Source organism: Arthrobacter sp. MYb221 (assembly GCF_002979835.1).
Taxonomy (GTDB): Bacteria; Actinomycetota; Actinomycetes; order Actinomycetales; family Micrococcaceae; genus Glutamicibacter.
Genome location: NZ_PCPW01000008.1, coordinates 77,079 through 102,910 on the forward strand (window position 1 = coordinate 77,079; position 25,832 = coordinate 102,910).

A 25,832-nucleotide genomic window follows, 5' to 3' on the forward strand; every position below is an offset into this window, starting at 1 on the left:
GGAACGTTGCAAATGAGGCTTGGCACCAACGGAATGAACGTTGATGCCAAGCCGTTCACTATCGACTACTCGTTCGCGTATTCGTCCAGCACCTTCTTGCCGATTTTGAACGCGACGTTCGCTGCAGGCACCGAGCAGTAGATTGCGCACTGCAGGAAGACTTCCTTGATTTCTTCGGCGGTCATGCCGTTGCGCAGGGCGGCATGCACATGCATTTCCAGCTCTTCCCAGTAGCCGCCGGCGATCATGGCGGTCAGGGTGATGGCGCTGCGCGTGGTGCGCGGCAGTCCGTCACGCGTCCAGATGGTGCCCCAGGCGTAGCGGGTGATCATTTCCTGGAATTCGTCGGTGAACTCGTTCGAGTTATTGGTGGAGCGATCTACGTGTTCGCTTCCGAGTACCTCGCGGCGCACCACCATGCCCGCATCATAGGAATCTCCGGGCTGACGCTGGGAATCTGACATGTCTCTGGCAACCTTTCTTAGTTGGCGGTGAAGAAATCAACCAGCAGGGCCGCGGTTTCTTCAGGCGCTTCGGCCGGTGCCAGATGCGCGGCGGAATCAATGACCGCTGCGGTTCCCTGCGGAGCGTTTTCGGCAATGAATTCTGCATCCGCCGGCGGGCAGACCTGGTCCTGGGCGCCGTTGATGGCGAGGATCGGGTCGGTCGTTGCCGCAAGGCGTTCGCGCACGTCGAATCCTGCCAGCGCGCCACAGACATGGGCGTAGGCGAAACGATCTGCGTCCTGCAGATTGTGCAGGAGGTCGGTGGAGATGACCGGTTGTTTTTCGATGAACCCCGGGGCGAACCAGCGCTGCGCGGAACCGGCAATCATGGTGGGGGTGCCTGCCTTCGCAACGAGCTCTGCTCGTTCGGTCCAGCCCTCAGGGGTTCCGATCTTAGCCGCGGCGCAGATGGAAGAGAGCCCGTCGAAGGTACCCGGGTAGTCAACCGCCAGTTGCAAGGCCGTTGCTCCGCCAACCGAAACGCCGGCGTAGTACAGCTTGCTGTCTTCGGAGATGACCGAATCGGCGCGCAGCGCATCGATCATGGTGATCACCCCGGTGGCCAGCTCGCCCAGGGAGAACTCTTCGGTGGATGGCTTGCTCGCGCCGTGGCCGGGAAGGTCCCAGGCAACGATCTGGAAGTGATCCATCAGTGCGGGAACCGCAGGTCCCCACAGGTGCAGGGAGGAAGTACCCAGCGAGGGACCAACAACCAGCGTTGGCAGGTTCTTGTCGGTGTGCAGCAGAGACGGGGTTAAGTGTGGGACTGCCATAATTCCTTTCGTGCCGAGTAATCGGCGAGAACGGTTGTAGTGAAACGATCCGCGGCACCGAGGTAGCCCGCCGGATCCAGTAATTCGGAAAGTTCTTCATCGGTTAGATCGTGTGAGGAGATCTCTAATCTCAACAGCTCACGCAGGCTGATCTGATCGGTCAGCGATCGCAGGACCAAGGCCTGAATGGCTGGTTTGCCGCCGCTGACAAGCGGGGCGAGGACCATGGCGAGGCGTTCGGAGAGAATCGCATCGCCGCCCAGCTTCAGGTTGCGCTCCATCGCGGGTGCGTTGACCGTGAGCCCGGTGGCGAGCGCGGCGGCATGGTGAGCCGCACCGGAGGCCAGCCGCAACAGTTCGCGCAGGGCGCTCCATTCGGAGTGCCAGCCGCCATCGGGGCGTTCATCCACCGCGCTGCCGGCGGCGGCAAACAGGGTGGCGGCGAGCCCCGGGGCGCTGATCGCGGCATTGCGCAGCAAGACCGAACGCACCGGATTCTGCTTTTGCGGCATCGCCGAGGAACCGCCCTTGCCAGCTTCGCGCGGTTCGGACAGCTCACCGATTTCCGGGCGGGATGCGGTGAGCACATCCGCGCCAAAACTTCCCAGTGCCGCGATGCAGGCGGCCAAGGCCGAGCCTGCCTGCACGATGGGCAGGCGGTTGGTATGCCATGGTGTCCCCGCATCGGCAAGTCCCAGGACCTCGGCCAGCTTGGTGCTCAGCTCTGCGGAGCCGGTGTTCAGCTCCGGGCGGTCACCGAGGAACTGCTCCAGCGAGGCGAGGGTGCCCACGGCGCCACCCCATTGAAGGGATAGCTGGCTTTCGGTGTGGGACAGCTGCTGCTCAGCGCTGAGCACTGCGGACAACCAGCTGGCCGCCTTCCAGCCGAAGGTGGTTGGCAGCGCGTGCTGCGTCAGCGAGCGTGCAATGCACAGCGTCCCGCGGTGCTCTTCGGCCAGCGCGGCCAGGCCGCGCGCGGTACTGCGCAGGTCGGCGAGGGTGGAGCGCAGGGTGCGCGAGAGGACGAGCATCAGCGCGGAATCGATAATGTCCTGGCTGGTGGCTCCCCGGTGCAGCGCGGTGCCAGCGCTCTTCGGCGCGTTGTCCTCGGTGAGCCGTTCGCGCATCATGCCCAGCAGCGGGATGAGCGCATTGGCGCCATCCGGGGTCTTCGCGGCAAGCAGCTTCAGGTCATAGCGGGCCACCCGGGCGGCATTGGCTACGGCGTGCGCGTCTTCGGGGGTGCACAGGCCTGCATCTGCCTGAACCCTGGCCCAGCCGGCCTCCACATCGAGCATCGCCTGGACAAAGGCCACGTCGCTGGCGGTGGCTGCCGCCGGAGTTCCGGCCCATGCGGGGGAGAGCACCCCGTAATCCACGGTGTCCATAGGGTCCCTCAATTCATTATCCATGTGGTTCAAATGTTAGTGCCCGGCAACGGGCAAATCCCCGTCGGCGCACCTGCACCGAATTTCTACGGTTGCAGGTGCGCTCCAACGGGGCCGTGCGGCGGGGCTTAACTCCCGCGTGGGTAGGAGAGGAACACCGTTTCCAGATCTCCTTGCAGGCGAATATCAAAGCGTAACGAACCATCTTCTTCGCGGGTTGCGATCAGCGTTCGGCGCTGTTCGTCATCCAACGCGGCGAGCAACGGATCGCTGGCCAGCGCCGCGGTGTCCTCGGGCAGGTAGATGCGGGTGAACAACCGGTTCAGCAGGCCGCGGGCGAAAACGGTGAGCATGATGAACGGCGCCTTGCCCTCCTCGGTGGCACCCGGGTTCAGCGTGGTGAAGGTGTAGTGCCCGACGTTGTCCACCGCCGTGCGGCCCCACCCGGTGAAGGTGTAGCCGTCACGGACCAGCGAGCCGTCCTTGGAGACCACGTTGCCGTGCTCGTCGGCCTGCCAGATTTCCAGCAGAGCGTCCGGGATCACCTCGCCCTTGCCGTCGGTGATGACCCCATGCAAGCGGACGGAGTTCGGGTTGGCCTGGTTGACCAGCTCGTTGTCCTTGTCGAAGGGCATCGCGTAGCCGTAGAACGGGCCGATGGTCTGTCCCGGGGTGGGGGCCAGCTTCAGCGCCGGGGCCTGGGTGTTTGCTGCCTGAGGCATTTAGTTCTCTCCCTCTTCATCTTCCATCCAGGTCCGGTTGGACCCGGTGAGCACGATGTCCCAGTTGTAGCCGGTGGCCCATTCGTGGCTGGTGATCGAGTGGTCGTAGCTGGCGACCAGGCGGTCGCGGGCCTCGGCGTCGGTGATCGCCTGGTAGATCGGGTCAAGCGAGAAGAGCGGGTCGCCCGGGAAGTACATCTGGGTGATCATGCGCTGGGTGAAATCGGTGCCGAAGAGCGAGAAGTGGATGTGCGCCGGACGCCAGGCGTTGTGGTGGTTCTTCCACGGGTAGGGTGCCGGCTTGATGGTGGTGAAGGAGTACTCGCCGTTGGGGCCGGTGATGGCGCGGCCCACGCCGGTAAAGTTCGGGTCGATCGGAGCCGGGTGCTGGTCGCGCTTGTGGATGTAGCGTCCGGCGGCGTTGGCTTGCCAGATTTCCACGAGCTGCCCGGCGACCGGGCGGCCGTCGCCGTCGAGCACGCGCCCGGCGACCACGATGCGCTCGCCGATCGGCTCGCCGTTGTGCTGGATGGTCAGATCCGATTCCAGGGCGTGCACGTCGCGCTCGCCGAAGGCGGGGGAGTGCAGCTCGATGGTTTCGGGATCCACGTGGTGCAGGTTCTTCGTGGGGTGGCGTAGCAGCGAGGAGCGGTAGGGCGCGAAGTCGATGCGCGGCTGCGTCTCGGCTTTCTTGCCCTCGACCACCGACTGGCGGTAGGCCGCGTGGATGTCGGTGATTTCCTGGCTGATGGATTCTTGCGAGAGCGTCGTGGCTGCGGGGTCCAGCACGTGCGAATCGTTGAACGTCTCGTTAGCTGTGGTTTCGGTGCTCACTGCGTGCTCCTTTCGAAGGGGGCGTACGGGTGTGGTGGAGAAAAGGCTGGGGTGAAGGCTAGGCGTGCGGCCAGCCGGTATAGGACTCGGCCAGGTACTGCATGCCATAGCGTGAGGAGGTCACGGTATCCAGCTCGCCGAGGGCGCGCCGGGCCATGAACGGATCGGCACCAACGGGGGTGTGCAGCATCGAGGTCATCCAGTAGGAGAAATTCTGTGCCTTCCAGACCCGCTTGAGGGCCAGCTCCGAATAGCCGCCCAGCAGCTTGTCGCTGCCGCTGGAGAAGTAGGAATCCAGCGCTTCGAAGAGCACCTTCACATCGGCAAAGGCGAGGTTCAGGCCCTTGGCCCCGGTGGGCGGAACGGTGTGCCCGGCATCGCCGATCAGGAACATCCGGCCGTGAGAGAGCGGCTCGCGCACAAAGGAGCGGAAGCCGAGCACGGTCTTATCGAAGATTTCCCCGGTCTGCAACTGGAAGTTGTCCGGGCCAGCAACGCGGCGCTGCAGTTCGGACCAGATCCGGTCATCGCTCCAGGCGTTCACGTCTTCATTCGGGTCGCATTGGAAATACATGCGCTGCACGGTGTCGCTGCGCTGGGAGATCAGCGCGAAGCCGTGCGGGGAGTTCGCGTAGATCAATTCCGGTGAGGACTTTGGCGCCTTGGCGAGGATGCCGAACCAGGCGAAGGGGTAGGCGACCTTAAAATCCTTGCGCAGAGTTTCCGGCATCTGGCGGCGTGCGAAGGACCGTGACCCGTCGGCCCCGACGAGCACCTCGGCGTGCACCTCGAAGAGGCTGCCCTCCGCGTCGGTGAAGCGGAACTTCGGGGTGGAGGTCTCCATGTCCAGGATCTCGGTGACCTCGCAGGAATAGCGCACATCCCCGGCATCGCGCTGGCGGGCCGCGGCGAGATCCACGAAGACCTCGTTCTGCGCGTAGAGGGTGACCGTCGCGTCGACCAGATCGCGGAAGTCCAGCGGGTGCGATTCGCCGTTGAAACGCAGGTCGATGCCGGCGTGTTCATCGCCTTCGGTGAGCACGCGGCCCTCAACACCGGAGTCGGTGAGCATCTTGACCGCCTGGGCTTCGAGGATGCCGGCGCGGTGGGTGTTGCGGATCGTCTCGTGGTCGCGCATTTCCACGACGAGGTTGTCGATGCCCGACTTCGAAAGTAGGTGCGAGAGCATCAGGCCTGCGGGGCCGCCGCCGATAATGCCGACCTTGGTCTTGATGATCCGTGGACTCTGAACCATGGGAACCTGCCTATCTGTGCGGGACCATCCGCATCGAATTTCGGCGGCGTTGCCGGAATTCCTGCGCGCGGTCGAGGAGGTGGAACTTCCTCAAGGATGCGGTGGAGTCCATCGGGCCGGCACTCGATGTCTCATTGAACGAGAAAACTTGCTCTTTGGTTACGCCTGCTCATTTCGAGATTGCCACGAACGGCTTTGCGCCTCGGTCGGACTGTCGGGCCGCCAATAGCGCGCAACGCCGAGCTGGCTTAGGGTGGGGTCGTAGAAACCCGGGTTGGCGGTGCGTGTATTCGCCAACTTCGGTCCGCGAATTATTCTGTCCCCGGCCCCAAGGCGCGGGAAATGCCACGGGCCGCGGTCCGCAGCGCCATGACGGCCGAAGGCAGCAGATCGGAACCCCGCGGAACCACCACGGACAGCACGGCCAGCGCGTGGCCATGGCTATCGAGGATCGGTGCGGCGGCGCCGGTGGACTCCGGGTCGATGAACCCGTCGAAGGTCGCGAACCCATTGCGCCGGATCTCCGCCAGCTCGTGGCGCAGCTTCGGGTGCCGGGAGAGCATGGCCTCTGCATGGCGTTCGAGATAGCCCTCCAGTACGCTCGCGGGGGAGTAGGCCAGCAATGCCATGCCCATGGAGGTCAGATGCACCGGCATCCGCCCGGCCACATTGGCCTGGTTGACCACGGAGCCGGGTCGGGAGAGCCGCTCGATAACCAATACGTCATCCTCGTGCAGCACCGCCAATTGAGTATTCTGGCCCACCAGCTGGTTGATGTCCTCCATGAAGGGCAGGGCCGCTTGGCGCAGGGTCAGCGTGGAAGCGCTGCGGTTGGCCAGCTCCCAGAGCCGCAGTCCCAGGCGCACCTGGCCATCAGGCTCGCGGGCCAGCAGGCCGTGGGCGATCATGCTTTCCAGCAACCGGTAGGTGGTTGCCCTGGGCACGTCCGCCCGGCGGGCCAGCGCATTGACCGTCAGCGTTGGATTTTGCGTGTCAAAGGAATCCAGGATCCGCACCAAGCGGTCCAACATTGAATCCCCGCTGGGCGAATTGGCCATGGCTCTACTCTATTCCAGCAGAATCGCTGAACCCGATTGCTTGGTGTTCCAGCTCGTTGATCAAGCATTCTCCCTGAATTTCCGGTGAACTAACTGTTCACTATTCATTCATCGATTTTAATCATTTAGGGGGATAGATTCTTTTCATTGAGAGAATCGACAGCGATAGCAGGGGAATGATGGGTCAGAAAAATGCACAGACCGTAGTGGCGCTCGCGATGGTCGGGGCACTAGCTCTGAGTGGTTGCGATAGTGCATCAAGCGATACCGAAGCCCAATCCTCGGCTGAATTGTCGAAGCAGCCAACTTCTGAGTCATCGACTATCCCAGCTGATCACCTGGAATCGCCCCCTGCGCAGCCGGCGAAGCCAGTAAAGCCTGCTGCGCTTGCTGAGAATACCGACAAGGGGTTGGGGGCGGCAGCCAACTACTGGGTTGAGTTGCGGAACTACGCTGTTGCAACTGGAGACACCGAGCCCTTCAGGGAATTCTCTGCTCAGGATTGCATTCTTTGCGAGAAGCTAGCTGTCCAGATCGATGATGCCTATGCTTCGGGTGGTCGCATCGAAGGCGGTGAATTCTCTGTTGTAGAAGTTTCAGGTGTTACGGACCAATTCGGCGAAGAAGACGGGGCCGAGCAAGTCTCCATGGCGATTCTCAAATTGGAGCGAGCCGCCGGCGAAGTGATTGACTCTGATGGCAAAACAACAAAAAGGATTGAACCAGTCTCATGCGATGAAGTCGATTCGAACTGGGACGAGGTTGCCTACGATCAAGACGGAGAATTCATCGGATCCATCTGCAGTTTGGTTGCTTCGAATCCGGAATTCGTCGATTCAACTGGCTGGCAGCCGTTGGATGTGATGGTCAACGCGCAGTGAAAGTCTTGGATCCCACGGAGCCCTAATCGCCTCGCTCGATTAGGGCATTTTTGCCACGTACCGGCAGTTTTGCAAAGTGAAGAAGCCTTGAAGCTACGCTCGCCAACTGCTAAAGTTCATACTACGAACAGAAGTTCACAATGTGAACAATACGCAGCGATGGAGCAGTGGATACATGCAGCAGGCCTACCTATACGACGCAATCCGTACCCCGTTCGGCAAAATCGGCGGAGCCCTTTCCTCCCACCGTCCGGACGACCTCGCGGCGCACGTAGTGCGCGAGCTGGTAGCCCGTGCTCCCAAGCTGGATGTTGCAGACATCGACGAGTCGATCTTCGGCAATGCCAACGGCGCCGGCGAGGAAAACCGCAACGTGGCCCGCATGGCCACCCTGCTCGCCGGGCTGCCAACCTCGCTGCCGGGCACCACGATGAACCGCCTGTGCGGCTCCTCGCTGGATGCCTCCATCGCGGCCTCCCGCCAGATCGCTACCGGCGACGCGGACCTGGTACTGCTCGGCGGAGTCGAATCGATGAGCCGCGCCCCATGGGTGCTGCCGAAGACCGAGCGCCCCTTCCCGATGAGCAATCTCGAGCTGGCGAACACTACCCTGGGCTGGCGCCTGGTCAACCCGGCCATGCCGGGACAATGGACCGTCTCGCTGGGCGAGGCCACCGAGCAGCTGCGCGAAAAGCACAGCATCACCCGCGAGGATCAGGACGAATTCTCCGCACTTTCGCACCAGCAGGCGGCAGCGGCCTGGGACGCGGGCAAGTACGACAATCTGGTCGTTTCGGTGCCGCCGGCGAACAAGCGCGGCACCGAGTTCACCCGGGATGAAACCATCCGCGCGGATTCCACCGCCGAAACCCTGGCCAAGCTGCGCACCGTCTTCCGCACCGGCGAGAACGCCACGGTCACCGCCGGCAACGCCTCGCCGATGAACGACGGCGCCTCGGCTGCCTTCATCGGCTCGGCGCGTGGCGGCGAGCTGCTCGGCGCCGCCCCGCTGGCCCGCATCGTGTCCAACGGCGCCTCCGCGCTGGATCCGCAGTTCTTCGGCTTCGCACCGGTCGAGGCCGCGAACAAGGCCCTGTCCAAGGCCGGGCTGAAATGGTCGGATATCGCCGCCGTCGAGCTGAACGAAGCCTTCGCGGCGCAGTCCCTTGCCTGCATCCGCGCCTGGGATATCGACCCGGCCATCGTCAATGCCTGGGGCGGCGCCATCTCCATCGGCCACCCATTGGGCGCCTCGGGCCTGCGCATCCTGGGCACCGTGGCCCGCCGCCTGGCGGAATCCGGTGAGCGCTACGGCGTGGCAGCGATTTGCATCGGTGTCGGCCAGGGCCTGGCGGTAGTCGTCGAGAACGAAAACGCAACCAAGTAGTTCCGCTGCTTGGGTCTGGAAACTTCGAGAAAGGCAGAATTATGGCACCACGTATTGCCACCTCGGCGGCCGACGCCGTCGCCGAAATTAAGGACGGCTCAACCGTCCTGATCGGCGGCTTCGGCAACGCCGGCCAGCCGATGGAACTGATCGACGCGCTAATGGAGTGCGGCGCCAAGGAGCTGACCGTGGTCAACAACAACGCGGGCCAGGCCGATGCCGGGCTCGCGCTGCTGATCAAGGAACGCCGAGTCAAGAAGATCATCTGTTCCTTCCCGCGCCAGTCCGACTCCTGGCACTTCGACGAGGCCTACCGGGCCGGCGAGATCGAGCTCGAACTCGTTCCGCAGGGCAACCTGGCCGAGCGCATCCGCGCCGCAGGCGCCGGGATCGGCGGCTTCTTCACCCCGACCGGCTACGGCACGCTGCTGGCCGAAGGCAAGGAAACCCGCGTCATCGACGGCAAGGGCTATGTCCTGGAAACCCCGATCAACGCGGATTTCGCATTGATCAAGGCGCTGAAGGCCGACACGCTGGGCAACCTGGTGTACCGCAAGACCGCCCGGAACTTCGGCCCAATCATGGCCACCGCGGCCAAGCAGGCAATCGTGCAGGTGGACGAGGTTGTCCAAGCTGGCAGCCTTGACCCGGAGAACGTCATCACCCCGGGCATCTACGTGGATACCGTCGTGGCACTTGGAGGAACTAAGTAATGAGCAACTACTCCAGCACCGAAGAAAAACTGAGCCGGGACGAAATGGCCCAGCGCGTCGCCGCAGACATTCCTGCCGGTGCCTACGTCAACCTCGGCATCGGCCAGCCGACCAACGTATCCAACTTCCTGACCGGTGAACAGGGAGTTACCCTGCACACCGAAAACGGAATGCTGGGCATGGGGCCGGTGGCCACCGGAGAGGACGTCGACGAGGACCTGATCAACGCCGGCAAGATCCCGGTGACCGAACTTCCCGGGGCCTCCTTCTTCCACCATGCCGATTCCTTCGCCATGATGCGCGGCGGGCACCTGGATGTCTGCGTACTCGGAGCTTTCCAGGTATCCGGTGCCGGAGACCTGGCCAATTGGCACACCGGGGCAGAAGGCGCGATTCCTGCCGTCGGCGGAGCCATGGATCTGGCCATCGGCGCGAAGCAGACCTGGGTGATGATGAGCCTGTTCACCAAGACCGGTGAATCAAAACTTGTCGAAGCGCTGTCCTACCCGGTGACCGGATTGGGCTGCGTCTCGCGGATCTACACCGAGGTGGCGATCTTCGAACTGCGCGATTCAAAGGTCTTCGTGCGCTCCAGCCATGGACTCAGCTTCGAGGAACTGCAGGCCAAGGTGCCGGTAGAACTAACCAAGGCCTAGAACACAGTAGATTAGTGGGGGTGCTTCCGAATGATTTCGGGGCACCCCCAATTTTCATAACCCGCGCGCCGCACGGTAAGGCGCGTGCAAGGAGCACGGTGAGCGAGCAGGCAGCAAATAGTACGTCGGTCCAGTCCTTAGCGCGGGGTCTCCAGGTGATCAGCAGCTTCGACGCTGAGCATCCGTCGATGACCCTCTCCGAGGTCGCGGTGCGCACTTCGCTATCGCGCGCCACCGCACGCCGCTTTCTGCTGACCCTGCAAGATCTGGGCTACGTCCGTTCTGACGGCAAGCATTTCGAACTGACCTCCAAGGTTTTGCAGCTTGGCTACGCCTACCTTTCCAGTGCCACGTTGCCGCAGCTGATCGAGCCGGTATTGGAAGAGCTCTCCGCAACGGTCCATGAGTCGGCTTCGGCCTCGGTATTGGACGGAACCGAAATCGTCTACATTGCCCGCGTGCATACCCGCTCGATCATGCGAGTCGGGATCTCGGTGGGCACTCGGTTCCCCGCGGTGAATACCTCGATGGGCCGGGTCCTCCTGGCCTACCAGCCCGAAACGGTGCGCGAATCAGTGCTGGCTGCCGGGGTTCATGCGACCACCGGGCTGGGCATCGGCAGCGCGGATCAGTTGCGCGTGGAGCTGGAGCGGATCCGCGCGCAGGGGTTCGCCGTGGTGGACCAGGAGCTGGAAATCGGGTTGCGCTCGGTGGCGGTCCCGGTTTTCACTTCGGAGGCAAGCGTGGCGGCCGCGATGAATGTGTCGATGAGCGTGCACCCCAAATCGGCGTTGAGCGCCGAACAGGCGGCGGAAGCCGTCCTTCCCGAATTGCTGAGGGCCGCCGAGCAGGTGCGCGAAGCCCTGGCCGCGAGCCGCTGAGCAGCTACAGCTCGCGCGCATCGCGCCGGATCGGGTGGTGCTCGGGAACCTGTACCAGCACGATGCGGGTCCCGTCGGGATCCTGGATCCAGCCTTCGATGAGCCCCCATGGCTCTGTGAGCGCTTCGCGGAGGATGGGCACTCCCTGGCCAGCCAGCCGCTCCAGCTGGGCCTCCACATCGCGGACCTGGATCCACAACACCAGGGAGGAGGCGGTCGCCGGGTCGCGTTGGCCGGAGACCTCCAGCAGTCCGTTGCCGAGGAAAAACACCTCGCCGCGGTGCTCGGGCGGGCCGAATTCGCGGGACACCGCCAACTGCAGCACGTCGCGGTAGAAGCTCTGGGTTTCGGCCAGGTTCACGGGCCGCAGCAGCACTCGGCTTGAAAGGATTTCCATGGGCACCAATCTATCCGGCGGCCGCTGTGCAGCCTAGCGCCGCGGAGGCGCAGATCTCCGGTGGAGAATATGGAGGCTGACAAAATATTTGTTGTAACTTCAACTAAAACCTGTAATGTTGTCATAGCGGAGTCCGTTGCCGCGACTAAGCGGCCACGGAAACCCAGCCATCGCCGGGCCCGGCCCGGACGTAAATCACGAGGAGTTGATCCGCCATGACCGACCTACTGAGCGACATCCGTTCGGCAGACTGGAACCGCACCGCCGAACCCGGCGCGGTAATCCTGTTCTTGCACGGCTTCGGCTCCAACGAAAACGATCTGAGCTCGCTGGCGGAGCCGCTCGGGTTCAAGCTGCCTTGGGCATCGCTTCGCGCTCCGCTGGAACTCGGCAACGGCGGCGCCGCTTGGTTCCAGATCACCACCCCGGGAGTGCCCGACGCGGCTCCCGTCGAGGCGGCCACCGCAGCCATCTGGGCTTGGATCGATGAAAACGTCGATGCCGGCACGAAGGTCATCCCGATCGGGTTCTCGCAGGGCGGTCTGATGGCCAGCCAGCTGCTGCGCACCCGTCCGGAGCGCGTAGTTGCCACCACGATCCTCGGCGGATTTGTGCTCGGCGGCGAACAGCCGGCCGATGCCCGGCTCGCCGCTCAGCGTCCGGCAGTGTTCTGGGGCCGCGGCACCGAGGACCGGGTGATCGCCCCGGTGGCGATCGCGCGCACCACCGACTTCCTGCCCCAGCACTCGTCGCTGACCGAGCGCACCTACCCGGGCCTGGCCCACGGGATCAACATCGAGGAACTGGACGACGTGCGCAGCCACGTCACCGAGGCGCTGGCCGCCTTGCCAGCCGCCAAGGGCTGAGCCCGCCGGCGCCTTTCACGATCGGGACCTTCGATTTCGGTGAACCGGCCAGCGGCGCCCAAAGCCAGTTGCCGGAGCGCTACGGCGAATACTCTGAAGAGAAGCTGGATCTGCTGCTGCGGATAGGTGCGGAAGAACCCGGACATCTGGATCGTGAATCCTTTTAAGCTATGAGGCATCCCTTTTTTCTGGCCCGGAGTAGGGCTTGGTGGGCTGTCGCCGGGGCAAGCGCTGAGCTGAATCGGGCCGCTGGCCACGGATGTTCTGCCGGCGGTGCGCGCAGCGCCGAAGCAGTAGCCTTGGCGGGCACGGGTAATCTTGGTTCATGGCCACGGTAGAACGAACGTTGATTGAAATCCGCGAGGCAATCGCGAAACTGCATCGCGCCGCGGCACACGACCAGGATCCGCAGCGCGCCCATGCGGCGCACTGGCTCGATGGACTCTTTGAAAACGTTGAATCCCGTGCGCAATTGCGCGAGGCGGCCAGGCAGGCCCTGGAGCTCTATCGTGGCGGAATGGGATCTTTCCAAGACGTGGGTACCGCGGTCATGGCCGAGGCCGTGGACGGACTGCGCCGTGCGCTTAGCGCAGCCCGCTCGTGGTTGCTGCGGGACTAATCGCGGCTCGTTGAGCCCGCCGGAAGAATGAGGCAAATTTACCGGCAGCGCATTGGCGCGACGGCCGAACGCCGCGGCAAACCCCGACAACTCGAAACCGCCTAGGGTCCGGTCCGTTCGGGTCTCCTGTCGGTGGGTGAAGTGCGAATCGGATTGCCAGTTCCGCGCATTTGATGACTGCGCCGCAACGTTGAACGCTCAACACAGAAAATGCAGTCCCAAGGGAAAGCCCGTGGGACTGCATTGGCAGGGTGTGAAAGAGCTTAGGCGGTTACGGCCAAAGCATCGATTTCCACGAGCATAACCTCGTGCGGCAGGTCGACAAACACCGTGGTGCGGCTCGGAAGCTGGCCGCTTGGGACGTTCTCCTTGATGAACTCGCCGTACACCTCGTTCATGGCGGCAAAGTCATCGCGCGTGGTCAGGTAAACACGGAACATGATGACATCCTCTACTGAGGAACCGCCAGCTTCCAAGATGGCCTTGACGTTTTCCAAGGTACGCCGAGTCTGTCCCTTGACATCGCCGGCGGCGATGTATTCGTTGCTCACCGGATCCATTGGGCCTTGGCCGGATACCTGAAACATGCCACCTTTCTTGATTCCTTGGCTGAAGGTATGCGCCGGGGCAGGGGCGTTGTCAGTCCGGACGATTTCCTTATTCATAAGGTTTTCCTTTCGGTTGGGATGAAGCCGAGGTCGGCGGAAATCGCCTCGGCAACGGATTTGATCTCTGGCACTAGGGCCAGCAGCTCTTCCTGGCTCAGCAATACCACCGGTACCGAGCATGAGACGGCGGCCACGACATGGCTGCTAGCGTCCCGGATTGGCACGGCGACGCAGTGCACAAATTCTTCATGCTCTCGGTTGTCGAAAGCGAAGCCCTGTCGTTCGACGGTATCCAAGGCCGTCAGAAAATCTTCGGCGTTGCTTAACGTGTGCTTTGTGTAGCGGTGGTAATTCAGCGACTCGGCAATGTGCTGACGTCGTTCTACGGGCAGCTCCGAGAGCAGCACCTTGGCCACCGCGGTGGCATGCAGCGACGCGGTCAAGCCGATGCGGGAATACATGCGTACCGAGTGCCGGGACTCCAGCTTGTCGATGTACACCACCTCGGGGCCTTCGAAAGCGGCCAGGTGGATGGTCTGTCCCGTTAGCCGGTTTAGTGCGGTCAGATGCGGATGGGCTACCTGAACGATATTTCGCTGTTCCAGGGCGAGTGAGGATAGTTCAAAGAGCTTGGACCCCAATTGGTACTTGCCTTGGTCGTTGCGCACCACGAAGCGGCATTCTTCCAAGGTGTGCAACTGGCGCATGATTGTAGTCTTGTGCACTTGGCTATCGGCCGCGATGTCGTCCAAGCTTTGCGGTTCAGTGGCGATAAGGTTCAGTAGCCCTAGCGCGCGCTTGAGTGTGGCGCTCACGATATTCCTTTACGGTAGATCTGTTCACCGAAAACACTAATGCCTTCAGCTGAAAGGACTGTACCGCTCCACTGGGATTCCTGAAGCTGCAGCAGGTGCGAAATCACCTCTGCCGGGGGGAGATCGCCGCGGTCAGCGCGCACCGTGAGGGTGCAGGCTGCCGCAAGGTGGCCGCGGCGCAAGGCCCGGTGTGTGGTGAGTCCAGCCAGCAGGCCGGAGAGGAAGCCGGCCGCAAAGGAATCTCCTGCCCCGACGGGCTCGATTACATCAACTTGTAAGGAAGGCACTTCAAAGCGTCCTTCCGGGGTCAGCGCGATAGCGCTGGTGGATTCATTTTTCAGTACCAGGATCGAAGGATCTGGTAGCAGCTGGCGAATGCGTTGTTCATCGCTGGTGCCGAAGGCCAGTTCGGCTTCGTCCAGCCCCACCATGACGACATCGGCCTTATTGGCCAACTTCTGCAGCAGCGAGGCATCGCGGCCCTGCCACAGCTGAGACCTCCAATTGACATCGAAGCAGATCCGGGCTTGGCGTGGTGCGGAGCAGAGCTCGAGCATCATCTCAGCACAGGAGTCCGAGAGCGCTGCGGTAATTCCGGAGAGGTGGATCAACTTCACGGCGCGCAGTGCAGTCGCCCGGCACGGGTGGCGGAGGAAGGCGCGATCCATGGCGCTCGCTGCCGAACCGGCGCGGTAGTACAGGACCTTGGCGGGGGATCGATCGTGTGCCGGAGCCTTGACATAGAGCCCCGTGGGACGACGATCGTCAGACTCAACGAGGGAAGTGTCCACGCCCCCGGCGTTTAGTTCTTCGGTGATTCGCGACCCGAAATCATCGGCCCCCACCCGTGATACCCAGGAAACATCTACACCCATGGCTGCCAAGCCGAGCGCCACGTTGGATTCGGCCCCGCCCATGGCCAAAGCCATCTCGTGGGCGTGATGCAAGGCTGAGCCGTTGGCCGGAGTCACCATCGCCATGGTTTCTCCGAGGCAAATCACATCGCTCATGCGCTACTTCCTTATGGGTTGAGGGTTTATCGGTGATCGACGCCGGGTGGTGAGTCAAGTCTCGATAAAGCATTGACGGGATCACGGGATCAATGCTAAACATATCCAGGCAACATTTGCAATCATGATTGCGATATACGCAATGAAGGGGTTTTAGTAATGGTTTCATCCAGCAACGAGCAGATCGACGTCCAGCACGTCGCTGAGCTGTCCGCGGAAACCCTCGATTGGCGGCATCAGGCGATCCCGGCGGCTTTCCACGGCCGTACCGTCGACGAATTCCTGGCTGCGGAGCCACATCTGGGCAACCTGCAGACCCCGGTGCTGACCCTCGACGAGGCGGCCATGGCGCATAACCTCCAGTTGCTGGCCAGCTGGTGCAAACGGCACTCGGTGCTGTTGGCACCCCATGGCAAAACCACCATGGCCCCGGCACTGTGGAAACGCCAGCTCGAGTTGGGCGCCTGGGGCTTGACCTTGGCCAATGCCCACCAATTGCGCACCGCCCGGGCCTTCGGCGTGCAGCGGATCATGATCGCAAATTCAGTCACCGATCCACAGGCCATCGCGTATCTAGCGGCCGAAACCGCCAAGGGCGCGCAGATCATTTCCTGGGTCGACTCGGTGCGGACGGTCCGGCTGCTGGAGCGTGAATTGGCCACAACGCCGCAGATTGTCCTTCCAGTAATCGTCGAGCTCGGCGCCCTGAATGGACGCACCGGCGCACGTGCCAACACCGAAGCGCTGGAGATCGCACGATCCGTTGCCGCCTCGCCGCAATTGGCGTTGGCTGGCGTAGGCGGCTACGAAGGCTCACTGGCGCATACCACCGACGAAGTAGCACTCGGTGCCGTGCGTGGTTACCTGCGCCGAGTCGGAGAATTGCACCGATCCGCGCTGGATGAAAAGCTCTACGGCACGGACGAGGTGATCATCACCGCCGGCGGCAGTGCCTATTTCGACGAGGTTGCCTCCGAATTGTCCGAACTGAGCCAAGAAGCTACCGATCAGGTCCCCGCGGTGCAGGTGGTGCTGCGATCGGGTGCCTATGTGATTCACGACGACGGCTTCTACCGGATGATCTCCCCATTGGGGCGACAGGATCCAGAAGCTCCCGAAGCCCTGCGTTCGGCCATGCATGCCTGGGTCCGAGTGGTGTCCCAACCTGAGCCGGGCCTGGCCATCCTGGACGCCGGTAAGCGTGACCTTCCCTTTGACGAGGGATTGCCCGTGCCACAGGCAGTCGGCACCGGGTTAGGCAGAGAGATGACAGCACTGGAATCGGCGGCAATCACTGCGGTCAACGACCAGCATGCTTTCCTCAGCTTTGACCCGTCGCTGAAGATCAACCCCGGGGATGTAGTCCGTCTGGGACTCTCCCACCCGTGTACGGCACTGGATAAATGGACCCTGCTGCCGGTGCTCGATACGGCTGCCAACAGCAACCCGCGCATCGTTGATGCCGTGCGCACCTTTTTCTAAGGAACACCAATGAGCGAACCGACACTTTTCAGCAATGCCACGATCGTGGACGGCACCGGGGCACCGCGCTACCGTGCCGACGTCCTGATCTCCGAAGGCATCATCAAACGCATTGCCTCGGCCGGCGCCCTGGCGGCTTCCGCGGAAATACGCCAAGTAGACGCCGAATCGCTGGTGCTTAGCCCCGGATTTATCGACATGCACGCGCACTCGGACCTCTACCTGTTGACCGCCCCGGAGCATCTGCCCAAGATTACCCAGGGAGTGACCACCGAGGTGCTTGGCCAAGACGGGATCTCCTATGCGCCGGTCAATGACGAGATCCTTCCGCAGATCCGCGAAAAGATTGCCGGATGGAACGGTAACCCGCAGGATTTCGATTTCTCCTGGCGCAGCGTAGCCCAATACCTCGATCGGCTGGATGCCGAAGACGCGCAAGGCCAGCGCATCGCCACCAACGCCGCCTATCTGATCCCCCAGGGCACCGTGCGCGCGTTGGTTATGGGATTCGGGGACCAGCGCGCCGACGGCGCTCAGATCACCGCCATGCGACAGGTCATTGCCGAAGGCATGGAGCAGGGGGCGGTGGGTCTTTCCAGCGGCCTGACCTATACACCGGGCATGTATGCGAGCACCGCCGAGCTCGGAGAACTGTGCGCCGAGGTAGCCGCACACGGCGGATTCTACGCCCCGCACCACCGCTCCTACGGAAAGGGTGCGCTGGATGCCTATGCGGAGATGATCGAGCTTTCGCGATCCTCCGGATGCGCACTTCACTTGGCACACGCCACGATGAATTTCGCAGAAAATAAGGGTAAGGCGCCAGCCTTGCTCGAACTCATCGACCAGGCCTTGTCCGAAGGGGCAGATATCAGCCTCGACACCTATCCTTATCTGCCAGGCTCCACCACGCTCTCCGCAGTTCTGCCCAGCTGGTCCTCGGCCGGATCCGTGGATGACACCCTAGCGCGTCTAGCAGATCCGCAAGACCGGGCCCGCATCCGCCAGGCCTTGGAAGTCACCGGATCAGATGGCTGCCACGGAGTCGTGGCCGAGTGGGAGACCCTGGAAATTTCATCGGTGCAGAACCCAGCGCTTGCCGACTATGTGGGGCGAACTATCCAGGACATCGCCGCCACAGAACGCCGCGAACCCTTCGAGGTCTTTTGCACGATCCTCACCGAGGATCGGCTGGGGGCAGGCATCCTGCAGCATGTGGGCCACGAGGAGAACGTGCGAGCCATTATGACCCACCGCGTGCACACCGGCGGATCGGACGGGTTGCTGCACGGCGCCAAGCCGCATCCGCGGGCCTGGGGCACCTTCCCGCAATACCTAGGACGGTACTCCCGCGAACTCGGGGTGATGTCGCTGGAGGAAACCGTGCACCACCTCACCGGGCGGCCAGCGCAGCGGCTGAAGCTGGTAAAACGTGGCGAGATCCGCGAAGGCTACGCGGCGGACTTGGTGCTTTTTGACCCGCAGACCGTTGCTGCTGGATCGACTTTTGACAATCCTAAGCAACCCGCCATTGGCATCCAGGCCGTCTATGTCAACGGTGTGGCCGCACTACGCGACGGCCGGCCCACCGGAGCACGGGCCGGACGCGCCCTGCGTCGCACTACAGAAGGAACGCAAGCGTTATGACAACTACTTTGAACCAGCTGCTAGCAGCAGACAAGACCCTTGCAGTGGTGCGCGCGGAGCGCATCTCGGACGCTGCGGAACTAGCGGGGGCACTGGCTCGCGGAGGAATCCGCACCATGGAATTGACGTTCACCACCCCGAATGTACTGGAGCACATCCGCCGTGTGGCAGATACCGCACAGGAGCACGGGGTCATGATTGGCGTGGGAACGGTGCTCAGCGCCGCACAGGCAGAGGCCGCGTTGGATGCCGGGGCCCAGTTCCTGGTCACCCCGGGGCTACGCACCGAGGTCGCCGCGGTAGCTCGAGAACGCCAAGTGCCCTTCAGCCTTGGAGCGCTCACTCCCACCGAAGTTGCCCAGGCTGTTGATCTAGGTAGCGAAATCGTGAAGATTTTCCCAGCTCGTCATGTGGGGCCGGGATATCTCAAGGATCTGCTGGGTCCCTTCCCAGAGTTGAAATTGCTGCCATCTGGCGGCATCAACGAGCAGAATGCGGCGGATTTCTTAGCCGCCGGGGCGCTAGCGGTATGCTGCGGAACCTCCGTCGTGCATCCAACGTTAGTAGCCGAAGGCGCATGGGAGCAGATCACCCAACGCGCACAAAAATTTACCTCTTCACTCGGATAATTAATAGCTTAGAAACGAGGTGGCACCGTGGCCACATTCCTTGAATGGCTCAGACACGATACACTCGGCCTGCTGTTGCTGGCCGCTGCTGGCATCGCCCTGCTGCTAACCCTGATCATCAAGTCCAAAATTGAACCTTTTATTGCCCTGGTGGCTACCGGTGTGCTCGTCGCCCTTGTCGGCGGAGTCTCCCTGACAGATCTAGTCGGAACCCCGGTCAAAGCCTCAGACGCCTTGATCGAAAAGGGCTTCGCCGGCATTCTGGGCCACATCACCCTGATTATCGGTCTGGGTACCGTGTTGGGCGCCATCCTTGAACACTCTGGCGGCGCGCAAGTTCTGCTGGACAGGCTGATCAAGGTTTTCGGCGAGAAGGGGACGCCTGTGGCCATGGGCGTTACCGGTTTCCTATTGGGTATTCCGGTATTTTTCGACATCGGTATTTTCGTCTTGGCGCCATTGGTCTACGTTGCCGCGGTTCGCGGGGGACGTTCGCTCGCGCTGTACGCCTTGCCGCTTCTGGCAGGCTTGTCCGTGACGCATGCCTTCCTGCCGCCGCATCCGGGTCCGGTGGCAGCCGCCGGGTTCTTTGGCGTCTCCCTAGGCTGGATCATTGTTATGGGGCTGGCTTGTGGTATCCCGGCATGGTTTGCTTCAGGCATCATGTGGGGACGCTGGATCGGTGCTCGCGTGCATGTTGAGGTGCCAGGTGAGCACGTGCGCAATACCAAGGAAGGATCTCAGCTGCAGGCACCTGGAATTGGCAGTGTTTCCTTAGCCATTGGCCTGCCGATGGTGCTAATCCTGTGCGCAACCTTCGGCAATGTTCTACTGCCGGAAGGGTGGCTGAAAGACCTGCTGATCTTCACCGGAAATCCAGCTATCGCACTGACAATCGCGGTGTTGCTAGCCATGTGGATTCTTGGTACCCGGCGGGGGATGACCCGTGCGGAACTTTCAAAGGTCACCGGCGAGTCGCTGCGCCCGGTAGGCATGATCCTGCTCGTGGTGGGTGCTGGCGCGTTCTTCGGTGCGGTATTGGCCGCCACTGGCGTGGGGCAAGCCGTAGCCGGTTCGCTGTCACAAGCAGGCCTACCGCTGATATTGTCGGCCTACGTAATTTCCTGCGGTATGCGCATCGCGCAGGGTTCTGCCACCGTGGCTATCGTGACAACGAGCGGCATCCTTGCCCCGACTATGGCATCCGGTGATTTCAGCCAACCCCAGCTGGCGCTGATCGTCATTGCGATTTCTTCCGGTTCCATCATTGCCAGCCATGTCAACGACGGTGGCTTCTGGATTATTGCCAAGTACTTCAACATGTCGGTCAAGGACACTTTGAAAACCTGGACGGTGCTGGAGACAGTTCTGTCGGTGGTTGGTTTCGCCGTGGCCGCGACACTATTTGCGATCGTGTCTTAGCTAGGGAAGCGGACTTTGATTTGCCCCGGAGCCATGAGGGTTCCGGGGCAAATTTTATGTGTAGCTTCAAACCATGAATTACGACGGGGTGACGTCGACGTACCAGTGTTCTACCAACTCCGGCGCATGATCACCGGTTGGACCAGTGGATGCCTCCGGAACTTCGAAGAGCCCTTCGCCGGAGGCCCGTCCAAGAATCAAATTTCCGCAACCGTGCTAGGCATCGGGTGCTGAGCCGAACCTAAGATGTGGCCAATTCGCCTAAGGCAACTGCACTGCTGCAGCAGCTAGGCGATCCGGTTGAAACGCGGCCCGCGATAGCCCTCGCGCTCTACCACTTCCTCGAACATTGACAGCGGTCGGGCCCAAAAGCTGTAGTCATCGTAGAGCTTGCGATAGAACACCAGCGATTCCTCGGTTTCACTGTGCCTGCCCACGGCCAGCACCTCGTAGCGCTGCCCCTTAAAATGTTCGTAAATGCCGGCTTCAACGCTCAACGGGTGGCCTTTCCTGCCAGTAGGTGCAAATTAGCGCGGACCATGTTCGCGAGCACCGCTGCGCTGGTCCAAGAGGTGATTCAAAATAGGGTCCAGCACGGCCAGACCATCGGCCACGCCACCGGTGGATCCGGGCAGGGTCAGCACAAAACTGTTCCCGGCGAACCCGGCGACGCCACGGGTCATGATCGCCATCGGGGTCATCGCTTCGCCGCGCCGGCGGATGGCCTCGATGATCCCGGGTAGCTGCACATCCAGCAGCGGGGCAACCATCTCCGGTGACTGATCATCCGGGGAAACTCCGGTTCCTCCGGTGACCACCACCACGCGGGCTCCGGCGGCAAGCTGCTCTTCCACGGCAACGCGCACCGGCAGCCCATCGGCGGCCACCAGCGGCTGGGCGGCAGCAAAGCCGCGTTCGACGAGCCACCGGGCAATGACCGGGCCCGTCTTGTCCGTGGCGGTTCCGGCCGCGCAGCTGGTCGAGGCAACAATGACCGCGGCTCGGTCACCGGGGACTTTACCGCTCATTGTCACGAGTCCAGTCCCCGCTCTTTCCGCCGGACTTGGACAGCACCTTGATGCCGGTGACTTCGGCGTGCTTGTCTACCGCCTTGGTCATGTCATACAGGGTCAAGGCCGCGACGCTGGCAGCGGTTAGTGCTTCCATTTCCACCCCGGTGACCCCCTTGGTGGTGACCTGTGCGGTGATGCGCACGGTGTCTGCCTCGGCCGCAAAGTCCACCGATACCTTGGAGATCGGCAACGGGTGGCACAGCGGCACCAGTTCCCAGGTGCGCTTTGCCGCCATGATGCCTGCCACGCGGGCGGTGCCCAGCGCCTCGCCTTTGGGCAGGTTGCCGCTCATCAGCTGCTCGATGACATCGGGGCGGGTAACGAACAGCGCCTCGGCCGTGGCCACCCGCTTGGTGACGGTCTTGTCGCTGACATCCACCATGTGGGACGTGCCATCGGCGCGCAGGTGGGTGAGGCGTTGGTTCTCAGACATTAAAGCTCCAGGTTTCAATTTCTGCGCCGGCGGGCAAATGGGTAAGCCCCACCGGTAGATGGACTAGCGCATCGGCTCGGGCAAGATCATGGATCAGGTGCGAGCCCGGAGCGAGCACGGTGACCTGCCCATCTGCCAGCATCGCGCGGCGCACCTGATGTTTGGACTCGGGGGAGCTGACCTCATGGGCAAGCACTCCGCGCGTTGCCCGCGGCTGTGGAAGCGCTGCGAAGGCGCGCAGCAACGGGGCGAGGAAGAGCTCGGCGGAAAGCAGCGCGCTGACCGGGTTCCCGGGGAAGCAGAGTACCGGGGTACGCGAACCATCTGGGTTTTCCAAGCTCGCATGTCCCTGAGGCCCACCGGGTTGCATCGCCACATGGTGGAAGTCGCCGCCCAGGGGTTCGAGCACCTGGCGAACTACTTCGAATGCCCCGGCACTGATCCCGCCAACGGTGAGCAGCAAGTCAGCCTGCGCGGCATGCTTCAAGAGATGTTCTGAGAAAGCCTGCGGATCATCGGGCAAACGTGCCACCGAGACCTCGGCACCGTAGCCCCGCAAGAGGGCGGCGAGCATCGGGCTATTGGCATCCGGGATGCGAGCCGCCGCGACCTCGGAACCGGGGGCGGCCAGCTCGTCGCCGGTGGTGCACAGCAGCACCTGTGGTCGAGCTTGCACCGAAACTCGATGCACGCCGCTGGCCGCCAGCGCGCCTATCAAGGTGGGGGTCAGCAACTCGCCGGACTCGGCCACGACCGCGCCGCCGGCCAGTTGTTCGCCGGCCTCGCGGATGAAACGCCCCGCGCCGCTCGGCCGTGTAAAGGTGGCCGTGCCGCTCGGCGTGCCGGCTCCTGCCCGAACCAGCACAGGGAAAGCTGCTGAAACCGTCTCCTCGATGGGAACCACGGTGTCTGCCCCATAGGGGATGGGAGCGCCGGTCATCACCGGGATGACGGTACCGGGTTCAAGCTTCAAACGCGGGTCGCCGGCCGCGGCGGTGAAACCGAGCGGGAAGGTCAGCGGGGATTGACTACTGGCCGCGGCGAGCTGCTGCGAGTGAAGGGCGTAGCCGTCCATCTGCGAATTGGTAAAGGCGGGGATCGGCAGGGTGGCGGTCATTTGCGCGGCGGTGACCCGACCGGCGAGCGCAGGGTGGCCGACGCTCAAGAGTTCCGGCGCTTCGCCGCGAAGGCGCTGCAGCATTGGCGCCAGCAGATCGCGCACATGGACGCGGTGGGATTCGAGAGTGCAACTCATGAAGGGTGGTTACCCGCCGGCGAAGGGTGGAAGCACATCAACGGTCAGCGGTTTGCCGTCTGTTTCATCCCCGGCGGTGCGCAGCGCACCGGTATCGCGGCGGACCGTGCCGTTGACCAAGAAACTTCCGGCGTTGAGCACTTTTGCCATCTCTTGGCCGTACTTTTCCTGGAGTCCGGCGCGTAATTCCGCGAGCGTTGTCACGGTTGGCCAATGCTCCTCTTCGGTGCCGGCGGCCTGGGCGGCGGCGGCGAAGTAACGGATCAGGATCGAGGTCATATCTCCATGCTATCTTGTGCGTAGCGGGCAGGTAAGTCGATAAACGCGTAGGATCCCAGTATGAATCAAAGCGTATCTCCGGGTGGTGCCACGCCTCCTGCCGCGGTGCAGGTGGGCGCGGAACTCAACGACGAACAGCGCGCTCGTGCCCAACGGCAGCTCTCATTGCCCGGCTTCGGTATTGAATCCCAGTGCAGGCTCGCCCACGCGCGGGTTTTGGTCATCGGCGCCGGTGGACTCGGGTGCGCGAGCGTGCCGTATCTGGTCGGGGCCGGGGTGGGGACCATCGGGCTGGTTGATGATGATGTGGTCGAACTTTCGAATCTGCATCGGCAGGTTGCGCACACCACGGCGAACCTCGGCGTGGCCAAGACCTCGTCTTTGGCGCAGGCGGCCAGGGCGCTGGACCCGAGCATTACGGTTGTTGAACACAACCTGCGGTTGACCGCCGAGAACGCCTTGGAGATCTTTGCCGGCTATGACCTGGTAGTTGATGGGAGCGATAATTTCCCCACCCGCTATCTGGTTAATGATGCGGCTCAGCTCAGCGGGATTCCGTTGATCTGGGGATCCATCCTCGCCCATCATGGGCAAGTCAGCGTGGCTTGGCATGAGTACGGCCCGGGCTACCGGGATCTGTTCCCGAGTCCGCCGGAACCGGGCACCGTGGTGAACTGTGCCGTCGGCGGGGTGCTGCCGGGGCTCTGCGGAACGGTTGGTTCCTTGTTGGCCACCGAAACCTTGAAGGTGATCACCGGACTAGGCGATCTGCTCATTGGCCGGGTGCTGATCTATGACGCGCTCGCCGGCCGCACCAGGGAAATCGCCTACGGCCGTGACCCGCAAGGAAATCCGGTGAGCGAATTGATCGACTACGAACTGTTCTGTGCCGGAGCGGAACCGCAACCCGAGGCGATCTCGGCCTCCGAGCTCGCGGGAATGATGCGTTCCGGTGATGCCCCGCGCTTGCTTGATGTGCGGACCTTGGCAGAACGCGAACAGCTGCGCATCGCCGGATCCCAGTTTGTGCCGTTGGATGAGCTTGAAGCGGCTTCCCAAGCGGAGCAGGCATTGCTCCTGCCCGGTAGCGGCGAGCTGATTGTCTATTGCGCCCGTGACCCCCGATCCATCCGTGCCGCACAGCTATTAGCCAAGCGCGGGGTGCCGGTGCGCTACCTTTCAGGTGGTATTCACGAGTTCGCCCCGCTTGCCCCGGAATTCACCGCGACGGATGCCGCGAAGGCATCAACAGACAGCTTGAAGGAGAACTCATGACCGAGTTGAACAATTCACTAGCCCGCATCAGCACTGAGGCCATCGATGAGTCCGCGGTTCGAGCGGCGGTGGACGGTCCGGACGCCGGAGCGGTGGTGATGTTCCATGGCATCGTACGCAACCATGACGGCGGCGAAAAGGTCCTGGGACTGGACTACTCAAGCCACCCGCAGGCCGAAGAGTTTCTGGCCAAGATCCTGGCCGAAGAGCAGGAACGCTCCGGGGTGCGTATGGCGGCGGTGCACCGCGTGGGGGAACTGAAAATTGGCGACGCCGCCTTGGTCGCGGCGTCCGCCGCCGCGCACCGTGGTGAGGCCTTCGCCGCCATCGAGGCTTTGGTTGAGCGCATCAAGCACGAGGTGCCGATCTGGAAGCGTCAGCATTTCGAAGCGGGAACCAGTCAATGGGTGGGTCTCTAAGCACGGAGACATCAGCCACCCGTTTCAGTCTTCTCGGCGCGGCTGAGGTGGCAGCAAAGCTAGATCTGCAGCCAAATTCGAGGGATATTCTCTTAGACCGGTGGTTTTCTGGCTTGGCGCACAGCGACAACAACCCACAAGGAAGCAAGCGCCAGCATCGCACCGCCTGGCCAAACCGTGCCGGTCGCCAACTGCCAAACACCCACGAGCAGGAAAAGCGCCGCGAGCACCGAGGCAGTTGTGGGTGAAACCGTGGATTTCTTCATGTCGCCAATTTCCGCTAAGTCCTAGATCCAGAGAGCTTCGAAAACGCCTGATTTTGCCACTCCCAGCAAACCGCCAGCGGCAGCAGCCAGTCACATGATATCTCTAGCTGCGGCGCATTTCCGTGTCCGGGTCAGCCACCGCCGCGGGTGTCGGCGCGGCCCGGCAATACGGGGTTTCCGCCATCGAGCCAGAGCCTGAAAACATATGCGCCAGCTCGCCGCACAGTGATAACCGTTCGAGAGTTGTAATTTGTACGGCACCGCCGGCGAGATGGCCGCACCT

30 protein-coding genes are annotated in these 25,832 nt (G+C 62.6%); 13 read left to right on the forward strand and 17 right to left on the reverse strand.

What is annotated here, in order from left to right; all coding sequences use genetic code 11:
* Nucleotides 1-65: 65 nt before the first annotated feature.
* From pcaC to CQ015_RS11335, 7 genes are all read right to left on the reverse strand, one after another.
* A complete protein-coding gene (pcaC, locus tag CQ015_RS11305; protein WP_105569708.1) occupies nucleotides 66-464 on the reverse strand; it encodes a 4-carboxymuconolactone decarboxylase in 399 nt (132 codons plus the stop codon).
* Nucleotides 465-481: 17 nt separating this feature from the next.
* Nucleotides 482-1,279, reverse strand: coding sequence for an alpha/beta fold hydrolase (locus tag CQ015_RS11310; protein WP_105569707.1), 798 nt, complete (start codon nucleotides 1,277-1,279; stop codon nucleotides 482-484).
* Nucleotides 1,261-2,691, reverse strand: a complete 1,431-nt coding sequence (locus tag CQ015_RS11315) for a lyase family protein (protein WP_258133987.1) — start codon at nucleotides 2,689-2,691, stop codon at nucleotides 1,261-1,263. Before CQ015_RS11315 ends, CQ015_RS11310 begins: the two co-directional genes overlap by 19 nt.
* Before the next feature lie 104 nt (nucleotides 2,692-2,795).
* Nucleotides 2,796-3,389: a protocatechuate 3,4-dioxygenase subunit alpha gene (gene pcaG / locus CQ015_RS11320; RefSeq protein WP_105650155.1), complete on the reverse strand. Its 594-nt coding sequence runs from the start codon at nucleotides 3,387-3,389 to the stop codon at nucleotides 2,796-2,798.
* Nucleotides 3,390-4,223 carry a protocatechuate 3,4-dioxygenase subunit beta gene (gene pcaH / locus CQ015_RS11325; protein WP_105650156.1) on the reverse strand — a complete coding sequence of 278 codons (834 nt, stop codon included), beginning with the start codon at nucleotides 4,221-4,223 and terminating at the stop codon, nucleotides 3,390-3,392. It lies immediately after the preceding gene.
* Nucleotides 4,224-4,281: 58 nt separating this feature from the next.
* Nucleotides 4,282-5,478: a 4-hydroxybenzoate 3-monooxygenase gene (locus CQ015_RS11330; RefSeq protein WP_105650157.1), complete on the reverse strand. Its 1,197-nt coding sequence runs from the start codon at nucleotides 5,476-5,478 to the stop codon at nucleotides 4,282-4,284.
* Nucleotides 5,479-5,789: 311 nt separating this feature from the next.
* On the reverse strand, nucleotides 5,790-6,536 hold the full coding sequence (locus tag CQ015_RS11335) for an IclR family transcriptional regulator (RefSeq protein ID WP_105553441.1): 747 nt from the start codon (nucleotides 6,534-6,536) through the stop codon (nucleotides 5,790-5,792).
* A 176-nt stretch (nucleotides 6,537-6,712) separates the two neighbouring features.
* Between CQ015_RS11335 and CQ015_RS11340 the strand changes: the two genes are divergently transcribed.
* The 5 genes from CQ015_RS11340 (at nucleotide 6,713) to CQ015_RS11360 (ending at nucleotide 11,054) form a co-directional block, all read left to right on the forward strand.
* Nucleotides 6,713-7,417, forward strand: a complete 705-nt coding sequence (locus CQ015_RS11340) for a DUF6318 family protein (RefSeq protein WP_105553440.1) — start codon at nucleotides 6,713-6,715, stop codon at nucleotides 7,415-7,417.
* Nucleotides 7,418-7,592: 175 nt separating this feature from the next.
* Nucleotides 7,593-8,804, forward strand: a complete 1,212-nt coding sequence (locus tag CQ015_RS11345; protein WP_105553439.1) for a thiolase family protein — start codon at nucleotides 7,593-7,595, stop codon at nucleotides 8,802-8,804.
* Nucleotides 8,805-8,845: 41 nt separating this feature from the next.
* Nucleotides 8,846-9,517: a 3-oxoacid CoA-transferase subunit A gene (locus tag CQ015_RS11350; protein ID WP_105553438.1), complete on the forward strand. Its 672-nt coding sequence runs from the start codon at nucleotides 8,846-8,848 to the stop codon at nucleotides 9,515-9,517.
* Nucleotides 9,517-10,173: a 3-oxoacid CoA-transferase subunit B gene (locus CQ015_RS11355; protein ID WP_105650159.1), complete on the forward strand. Its 657-nt coding sequence runs from the start codon at nucleotides 9,517-9,519 to the stop codon at nucleotides 10,171-10,173. Before CQ015_RS11350 ends, CQ015_RS11355 begins: the two co-directional genes overlap by 1 nt.
* Nucleotides 10,174-10,271: 98 nt before the next feature.
* Nucleotides 10,272-11,054 carry an IclR family transcriptional regulator C-terminal domain-containing protein gene (locus CQ015_RS11360; protein ID WP_181148430.1) on the forward strand — a complete coding sequence of 261 codons (783 nt, stop codon included), beginning with the start codon at nucleotides 10,272-10,274 and terminating at the stop codon, nucleotides 11,052-11,054.
* A 4-nt stretch (nucleotides 11,055-11,058) separates the two neighbouring features.
* Here the strand turns inward: CQ015_RS11360 and CQ015_RS11365 are convergent, their stop codons facing one another.
* Nucleotides 11,059-11,451, reverse strand: a complete 393-nt coding sequence (locus CQ015_RS11365; protein WP_105569697.1) for a VOC family protein — start codon at nucleotides 11,449-11,451, stop codon at nucleotides 11,059-11,061.
* A gap of 215 nt (nucleotides 11,452-11,666) precedes the next feature.
* Between CQ015_RS11365 and CQ015_RS11370 the strand changes: the two genes are divergently transcribed.
* Nucleotides 11,667-12,317, forward strand: coding sequence for an alpha/beta hydrolase (locus CQ015_RS11370; RefSeq protein ID WP_105569696.1), 651 nt, complete (start codon nucleotides 11,667-11,669; stop codon nucleotides 12,315-12,317).
* A gap of 325 nt (nucleotides 12,318-12,642) precedes the next feature.
* Nucleotides 12,643-12,936: a DUF6966 domain-containing protein gene (locus CQ015_RS11375; RefSeq protein WP_105650160.1), complete on the forward strand. Its 294-nt coding sequence runs from the start codon at nucleotides 12,643-12,645 to the stop codon at nucleotides 12,934-12,936.
* 263 nt (nucleotides 12,937-13,199) lie between these two features.
* Here the strand turns inward: CQ015_RS11375 and CQ015_RS11380 are convergent, their stop codons facing one another.
* The 3 genes from CQ015_RS11380 to CQ015_RS11390 are packed head-to-tail and all read right to left on the reverse strand — an operon-like array spanning nucleotide 13,200 to nucleotide 15,369.
* Nucleotides 13,200-13,601, reverse strand: a complete 402-nt coding sequence (locus CQ015_RS11380) for a RidA family protein (protein ID WP_105553433.1) — start codon at nucleotides 13,599-13,601, stop codon at nucleotides 13,200-13,202.
* Nucleotides 13,598-14,359 (reverse strand): IclR family transcriptional regulator, encoded by a 762-nt coding sequence (locus tag CQ015_RS11385; protein WP_105569694.1) that lies wholly within the window; start codon nucleotides 14,357-14,359, stop codon nucleotides 13,598-13,600. The genes CQ015_RS11380 and CQ015_RS11385 overlap by 4 nt, the downstream gene beginning before the upstream one ends.
* Nucleotides 14,356-15,369, reverse strand: a complete 1,014-nt coding sequence (locus tag CQ015_RS11390) for a sugar kinase (RefSeq protein WP_105650161.1) — start codon at nucleotides 15,367-15,369, stop codon at nucleotides 14,356-14,358. The genes CQ015_RS11385 and CQ015_RS11390 overlap by 4 nt, the downstream gene beginning before the upstream one ends.
* A gap of 159 nt (nucleotides 15,370-15,528) precedes the next feature.
* Between CQ015_RS11390 and CQ015_RS11395 the strand changes: the two genes are divergently transcribed.
* Genes CQ015_RS11395 through CQ015_RS11410 form a run of 4 tightly spaced genes read left to right on the forward strand, consistent with a single transcriptional unit; the run spans nucleotide 15,529 to nucleotide 20,549 of the window.
* Nucleotides 15,529-16,851: an alanine racemase gene (locus CQ015_RS11395; protein ID WP_105553430.1), complete on the forward strand. Its 1,323-nt coding sequence runs from the start codon at nucleotides 15,529-15,531 to the stop codon at nucleotides 16,849-16,851.
* 9 nt (nucleotides 16,852-16,860) lie between these two features.
* The gene (locus CQ015_RS11400) at nucleotides 16,861-18,498 is read left to right on the forward strand and encodes an amidohydrolase family protein (RefSeq protein ID WP_105553429.1); all 1,638 of its coding nucleotides are present in this window, start codon (nucleotides 16,861-16,863) and stop codon (nucleotides 18,496-18,498) included.
* The gene (locus tag CQ015_RS11405; protein ID WP_105553428.1) at nucleotides 18,495-19,127 is read left to right on the forward strand and encodes a bifunctional 4-hydroxy-2-oxoglutarate aldolase/2-dehydro-3-deoxy-phosphogluconate aldolase; all 633 of its coding nucleotides are present in this window, start codon (nucleotides 18,495-18,497) and stop codon (nucleotides 19,125-19,127) included. The genes CQ015_RS11400 and CQ015_RS11405 overlap by 4 nt, the downstream gene beginning before the upstream one ends.
* A gap of 27 nt (nucleotides 19,128-19,154) precedes the next feature.
* On the forward strand, nucleotides 19,155-20,549 hold the full coding sequence (locus CQ015_RS11410) for a GntP family permease (RefSeq protein ID WP_105553427.1): 1,395 nt from the start codon (nucleotides 19,155-19,157) through the stop codon (nucleotides 20,547-20,549).
* 287 nt (nucleotides 20,550-20,836) lie between these two features.
* Here the strand turns inward: CQ015_RS11410 and CQ015_RS11415 are convergent, their stop codons facing one another.
* From CQ015_RS11415 to CQ015_RS11435, 5 genes are read right to left on the reverse strand one after another with little or no spacing between them, the layout of a single operon-like run.
* Nucleotides 20,837-21,046, reverse strand: a complete 210-nt coding sequence (locus tag CQ015_RS11415; protein WP_105569690.1) for a DUF1653 domain-containing protein — start codon at nucleotides 21,044-21,046, stop codon at nucleotides 20,837-20,839.
* Nucleotides 21,047-21,076: 30 nt separating this feature from the next.
* Nucleotides 21,077-21,577 carry a molybdopterin-binding protein gene (locus tag CQ015_RS11420; RefSeq protein ID WP_105650162.1) on the reverse strand — a complete coding sequence of 167 codons (501 nt, stop codon included), beginning with the start codon at nucleotides 21,575-21,577 and terminating at the stop codon, nucleotides 21,077-21,079.
* Nucleotides 21,567-22,055 (reverse strand): cyclic pyranopterin monophosphate synthase MoaC, encoded by a 489-nt coding sequence (gene moaC / locus CQ015_RS11425; RefSeq protein WP_105650163.1) that lies wholly within the window; start codon nucleotides 22,053-22,055, stop codon nucleotides 21,567-21,569. Before moaC ends, CQ015_RS11420 begins: the two co-directional genes overlap by 11 nt.
* Nucleotides 22,048-23,310, reverse strand: coding sequence for a gephyrin-like molybdotransferase Glp (gene glp, locus CQ015_RS11430; protein WP_105650164.1), 1,263 nt, complete (start codon nucleotides 23,308-23,310; stop codon nucleotides 22,048-22,050). Before glp ends, moaC begins: the two co-directional genes overlap by 8 nt.
* A 9-nt stretch (nucleotides 23,311-23,319) precedes the next feature.
* Nucleotides 23,320-23,589, reverse strand: coding sequence for a MoaD/ThiS family protein (locus CQ015_RS11435; RefSeq protein WP_096285432.1), 270 nt, complete (start codon nucleotides 23,587-23,589; stop codon nucleotides 23,320-23,322).
* 60 nt (nucleotides 23,590-23,649) lie between these two features.
* Between CQ015_RS11435 and CQ015_RS11440 the strand changes: the two genes are divergently transcribed.
* Both CQ015_RS11440 and CQ015_RS11445 read left to right on the forward strand, forming a co-directional pair.
* Entirely contained in the window at nucleotides 23,650-24,864 is a 1,215-nt protein-coding gene (locus CQ015_RS11440; protein WP_105650165.1) for a ThiF family adenylyltransferase, read from the forward strand.
* Nucleotides 24,861-25,283 (forward strand): molybdenum cofactor biosynthesis protein MoaE, encoded by a 423-nt coding sequence (locus tag CQ015_RS11445; protein WP_105553421.1) that lies wholly within the window; start codon nucleotides 24,861-24,863, stop codon nucleotides 25,281-25,283. The genes CQ015_RS11440 and CQ015_RS11445 overlap by 4 nt, the downstream gene beginning before the upstream one ends.
* A gap of 92 nt (nucleotides 25,284-25,375) precedes the next feature.
* Here the strand turns inward: CQ015_RS11445 and CQ015_RS18985 are convergent, their stop codons facing one another.
* Nucleotides 25,376-25,549, reverse strand: coding sequence for a hypothetical protein (locus CQ015_RS18985; RefSeq protein ID WP_181148428.1), 174 nt, complete (start codon nucleotides 25,547-25,549; stop codon nucleotides 25,376-25,378).
* Between the last annotated feature and the right edge of the window lie 283 nt (nucleotides 25,550-25,832).